This window comes from Polaromonas sp. P3_C2, assembly GCF_056402675.1.
Genome location: NZ_JBFUGX010000329.1, coordinates 1 through 4,718 on the forward strand (window position 1 = coordinate 1; position 4,718 = coordinate 4,718).

The 4,718-nt window shown below is 65.1% G+C and carries 5 protein-coding genes and 1 pseudogene; 3 read left to right on the plus strand and 3 right to left on the minus strand.

Annotated elements, in window-relative coordinates; translation table 11 throughout:
- From AC1DWI_RS14170 to AC1DWI_RS14180, 3 genes and pseudogenes are all read left to right on the plus strand, one after another.
- Positions 1–205 (plus strand): annotated as a pseudogene (locus tag AC1DWI_RS14170) (arsenate reductase ArsC); the annotation flags it as partial.
- Complete coding sequence (locus AC1DWI_RS14175; RefSeq protein WP_477670921.1) at positions 202–915, plus strand: aquaporin; 714 nt, start codon at positions 202–204, stop codon at positions 913–915. The pseudogene AC1DWI_RS14170 and the gene AC1DWI_RS14175, both read left to right, overlap by 4 nt.
- A gap of 52 nt (positions 916–967) precedes the next feature.
- On the plus strand, positions 968–2,221 hold the full coding sequence (locus AC1DWI_RS14180; protein WP_477671218.1) for an MFS transporter: 1,254 nt from the start codon (positions 968–970) through the stop codon (positions 2,219–2,221).
- A 5-nt stretch (positions 2,222–2,226) separates the two neighbouring features.
- Here the strand turns inward: AC1DWI_RS14180 and AC1DWI_RS14185 are convergent, their stop codons facing one another.
- The 3 genes from AC1DWI_RS14185 to AC1DWI_RS14195 are packed head-to-tail and all read right to left on the minus strand — an operon-like array spanning position 2,227 to position 4,642.
- Positions 2,227–2,754, minus strand: a complete 528-nt coding sequence (locus AC1DWI_RS14185; RefSeq protein WP_477725061.1) for a GNAT family N-acetyltransferase — start codon at positions 2,752–2,754, stop codon at positions 2,227–2,229.
- 56 nt (positions 2,755–2,810) lie between these two features.
- Positions 2,811–3,647, minus strand: a complete 837-nt coding sequence (locus AC1DWI_RS14190) for an amidohydrolase family protein (protein ID WP_477670922.1) — start codon at positions 3,645–3,647, stop codon at positions 2,811–2,813.
- A complete protein-coding gene (locus AC1DWI_RS14195) occupies positions 3,644–4,642 on the minus strand; it encodes an aldo/keto reductase (protein WP_477670923.1) in 999 nt (332 codons plus the stop codon). The genes AC1DWI_RS14190 and AC1DWI_RS14195 overlap by 4 nt, the downstream gene beginning before the upstream one ends.
- Positions 4,643–4,718 lie beyond the last annotated feature (76 nt).

Sequence of the window (4,718 nt, forward strand, 5' to 3'; positions counted from 1 at the left end):
CTTCTGGCCAGGCCATCCCGCTACTGCGCATTGGGGTTATGCGGATCCGTCCGAAGGTGACGGCACGGAGGCACAAAAACTGGAAGCATTCCGCCAGACCCTGCATGCCATTCGCCGCCGGCTGGATCTGCTGGTCAACCTTCCGCCAGCCCATATTGGCAAGCTGATGCTGCAAACCAGCGCGCGTGATCTGGCCCGCTCATGAGCCAGGCGATAAACATCACTCCCGCAGAAGCCCCCAAGCCTTTAGCACAGCAACTCCTCGCGGAATTCGTCGGCACCGCTGCCCTGCTCTGCGCCGTCATCGGCTCGGGCATCATGGCCGAGCGCTTGAGCGGCGGCAACATGGGTGTGGCCCTGCTGGCCAACACACTGGCCACCGTGTGGGCGCTGTATGTGCTGATCGAGCTGCTCGGGCCGGTCAGTGGCGCGCACTTCAATCCGTTGGTCACCCTTGTTATGTGGTCAAAAGGCCCTGTAACCCACAAGGGACGAGCGCAAGCAGCTATTCTTTTCATAGCACTCCAGTTGCTGGGTGCTGTAGCCGGCGCCTGGCTGGCGCACGCCATGTTTGACATGAGCGTGCTGCAGTTCAGTACCAAACTGCGCAGCGGCTGGGGCCAGTGGCTGGCCGAAGCGGTGGCCACGGGCGGATTGATTTTTGTCGTGCTGCGCGCCCCTGCGGCCAAGGCGCCAGCGCTGGTCGCCTGCTACATCGGCGCAGCGTACTGGTTCACCGCCAGCACCTCGTTTGCCAACCCGGCCGCCGTGCTGGGACGCATGTTGTCAGACAGTTTTGCCGGCATTGCGCCCGCCAGCACGGCAGGTTTTGTGGCTGCCCAGGCTGCCGGTGCGTTGGCGGGCGTGGCCCTGCACCATGCGCTCGGCCGGCAGCAGGCCGTGGGCCAAGGCTGAAACGCAGGCGGCGAATCAAGGCACCGCGTCCGTCCTTGGTACCCTTGTGGCTGTGACACCGAAAAGCCGTTCCGCCACCGTCGTCCAGCTGGGCATCGCACAAACGCTGGCATGGGCCTCCAGCTACTACCTGCCGGCAATTCTGGCGGTACCCATGGCACGCGACCTCGGCGTCGGCACACCCACCGTGTTTGCTGCTTTTTCTGCCGCGCTGGTGGTCTCCGCAGTGCTGGGTCCGGCTGCGGGCAAGGCCATTGACCGGCACGGCGGAAGGCCAGTGCTGGCCGCGAACAGCCTGGTTTTTGCCGCTGGGCTGGTGGTGCTTGCGATGGCGCAGGGGCCGGTGGGCCTGTTTGCCGGCTGGGTGATTCTGGGCGTGGCCATGGCCGCGGGCCTGTACGAAGCGGCCTTTGCCGCGCTGGTTCACCTGTACGGGAAAGACGCGCGCGGCGCCATCACCGGCATCACCCTGTTTGCTGGTTTTGCCAGCACGGTGGGCTGGCCCTTGTCGACCTGGCTGGAGCTTGAATGGGGCTGGCGCGCGGCCTGTCTGGCCTGGGCCGCATTGCACTTGCTGGTGGGGCTGCCACTGAACTGGCGGCTTCCGGCTTCGCCCAGGGCGGGCATTGCCGCCGGGGCTCACCCCGATACGAATCAACCCGAAGTGCCAGCGCACTCTGCGGCATCCGCACCGTCCCCCTCCTCCAGTTCTTCCACGTCTTCCAGCTCCTCTTCCGCCTCCAACACCGCCCGCACCGCACTCCTGCTGGCGCTGGTGTTTGCCGTCACCTGGTTCATCAGCACGGCCATGGCCGCACACCTGCCGCGGCTGTTGCAAGCCCACGGCGTGCCACTGGCTACGGCACTGGTCTTTGCCGGACTCGTCGGCCCCGCACAGGTTGCGGGCCGGCTGCTCGAATACGGCCTGCTGCGCAACATCCACCCGCTGGTGTCAGCACGGGTGGCCGGCTGCCTGCACACGCTGGGCGCAATGGCGTTCCTGTTTTTCGGCGTACCGGCCGGCGCGGTGTTCACCCTGCTGCACGGCGCCGGCAATGGCGTACTGACAATTGCCAAAGGCACGCTGCCGCTGGTGCTGTTTGGCGTGCGGGATTACGGCGCGCGCCAGGGATTGTTGATGGTGCCAGCCCGCTTTGCGCAGGCCACAGCGCCCTGGCTGTTTGGCCTGGCGATTGACCGTTTTGGCAGCGGCGCGCTGTGGTTTTCAGCAGCGCTGGGCTTGGTGGCTTTCGCGGCGTTGATGTTGCTGCGGGATCCGTCCCGCCCGGCCAGCCAAAGCGCCTGAAATCGTCAATCCAGCCACTTCTGGAGAAACTGCGCCTGCCCCATGGCCGGATCCAGCTGATAGCCGGCAAAACCGATGCGTTCATAAAGCTTGATGGCGCTGCGGTTGCCCTGCAGCACCTCCAGTGTCAGTTTGCAGGCGCCGCGTTCGCGTGAAATCTCGTCCACCAGCGCGAGCATCTGCTCGCCGATACGCTGGCCACGGTGGCCGGGCAGCACGGCCACGTCATGGATGTTGACGAGCGGGCGGCAGGCGAAGGTGGAAAAGCCCTCAATGCAATTGACGAGGCCGACAGCCTTGCCGCCGCTAAAGGCCAGCACGCTGAAGRCATGCGGGCGTTTGGCGAGTTCACTGACGAGATGTTTCTTTGCAAAATCGCTGAGCGGCTTGGCGCCGCCGGCCGGGTCTTGCGCATAGGCGTCGAGCAATTGCACAACAGCGGCGGCATGCACGGGATTGCCGTAGTCGGCGCGGCAAACCTGCAGCGGGCTTTCGGAAGGGTTGGAGGATTCGGTCACGCGATGCGCTTTCAGTGCAGACAATCGGATGATTCTAAAGACGGCGCGCAAAGCAGAGCGCAAACCGGGATTTAAAGCCAGTACAACTCTCTGGCGTTGCCACCCATGACGGCCGCCTGGCTCGCCACGTTGAGCGGCGCAAGCAATTGTTGCGTCTCGCCCCACCACTGCGCGTAGCTGCCGGCCAGCTCCAGCACGGGCCAGTCACTGCCCCACACCACACGCTGCTCACCAAAACTTTTGAGCACGCGCTTGCCCCAGCGCGTGACAGCGCCGGCAGCCGGCTTCGGCCCGGCCTCGGTCATCAGGCCCGACAGTTTGCAATAGGCCTGTGTCTCGCCGGCAATGCGCAGCATGTCGTTGGCCCAGGGCTGCCACTGGCCCGCAGCGATGTCAGGTTTGGCGGCATGGTCTATCACCATGCGCAAATCCGGGTGCCGGCGCGCCAGTGTCACGATATGCGGCAGGTGCACTGGCTTGACCAGCGCATCGAACACCAGGCCGCACTCCACCATCGCCTGCAGGGCCGGCGCCAGCGCTGGCTGCAATATCCATTGTGTATCGGCAATGTCCTGCAGCATCGGGCGCAGTCCCTTGAGCCGGGGGTGGCGGGCCAGCGCCGCTATGCGGGCAGGTGCGTCGGGCGACAGCATGTCCACCCAGCCGACCACACCCAGCACACCGGGGCTCGCATCGGCCTGCGTCAGCAAAAAATGTGTTTCGGCTTCAGTGGCTGCGGCCTGTACCAGCACGCCGCCCCGCACACCCAATGGCGCAGACTGCGCCTGCCAGTCCTTCACGGCCACATCGCGGTAGATCGGCGCCAGCTCCGGTGTCAGCCAGCCGTAGTCATCGCGCGCCAGCTGCCAGCAATGAAAGTGCGCGTCGATCACTGGAAACGATGTCATGGCGTCAGCACCTCGGCGGGCAGCAGGCCCTGCGTGCGCAGCGCAGTCCAGAACTCCGGCGGGATGGGGTGCGCCATCATGGTCACGGCGTCCGTCCATTCGCTGACTTTTCGGGCACCCAGCATGAGGCTGTGCACGGCCGGGTGCGCCAGCGGAAACTGCAGCGCAGCGGCGCGCAGTGGAACACCGTGCGCCTCACAAACTCCTTCAATTTTCGCGGTCCGCTCCAGCCATTCGCGCGCGGCCGGCGCGTAGTTGAAAGTTGCAGCACCGCCGCGCGTCCCGGTGGCAAGAATGCCCGAGTTAAATGCACCGCCCAGCGCGATCCGCACGCCGCGCGCCAGGCACTGCGGCAGCAAAACAGGCAGCGCACTGTGGTCCAGCAGGCTGTAGCGGCCGGCCAGCATCAGCACATCCAGATCGGCTTCGCGCAACACGTCCAGTACGACGCCGACATCATTGGTGCCCAGCCCGATGGCACGCACAAGGCCTTCGCGTTTCAGTTGCTGCAGCGCCGGTAACGTGTCGTCAATCAGCTGGCGCAGTACGGCCCCCGCGTCGGCGCCATGGGTTTGGGCGTCCGGATCGTGAATGTAGACACTGTCGAGCCGCGACATGCCCAGCCGCTGGAGGCTGTCTTCCACGCTGCGGCGCGTGCCCCCAGCGCTGAAGTCCCAATGCTGGTTAAAAGGCAGGATGTCGACATAGCCGTGCTGGGCGGTCGCGGCATGCCCGTCGGGTGTCAGGATGCGGCCGACCTTGCTGGACAGGGTGAAGCTGTCCCGTGGCCGGGAACGCAGTGCATCGCCCATCCGCCGCTCCGACAGCCCATGACCGTAATGCGGTGCCGTGTCAAAACTGCGGCAGCCGCCAGCCCAGGCGGCATCCACCAGCGCCTTCGCCTCTTCGTTGCTGACGGCCGAAAACAGGTTCCCCAGCGGCGCGCCGCCGAGCCCGAGCCGAAGGGATGTGGGACTGGAAGAGGTGGAAGTCATTTCAACATGCCGGTAAAACCGCAGTTCCGGGTAAACACCAATAAAAGTTCAGCAATGTTATAGCTAACATGTCAGT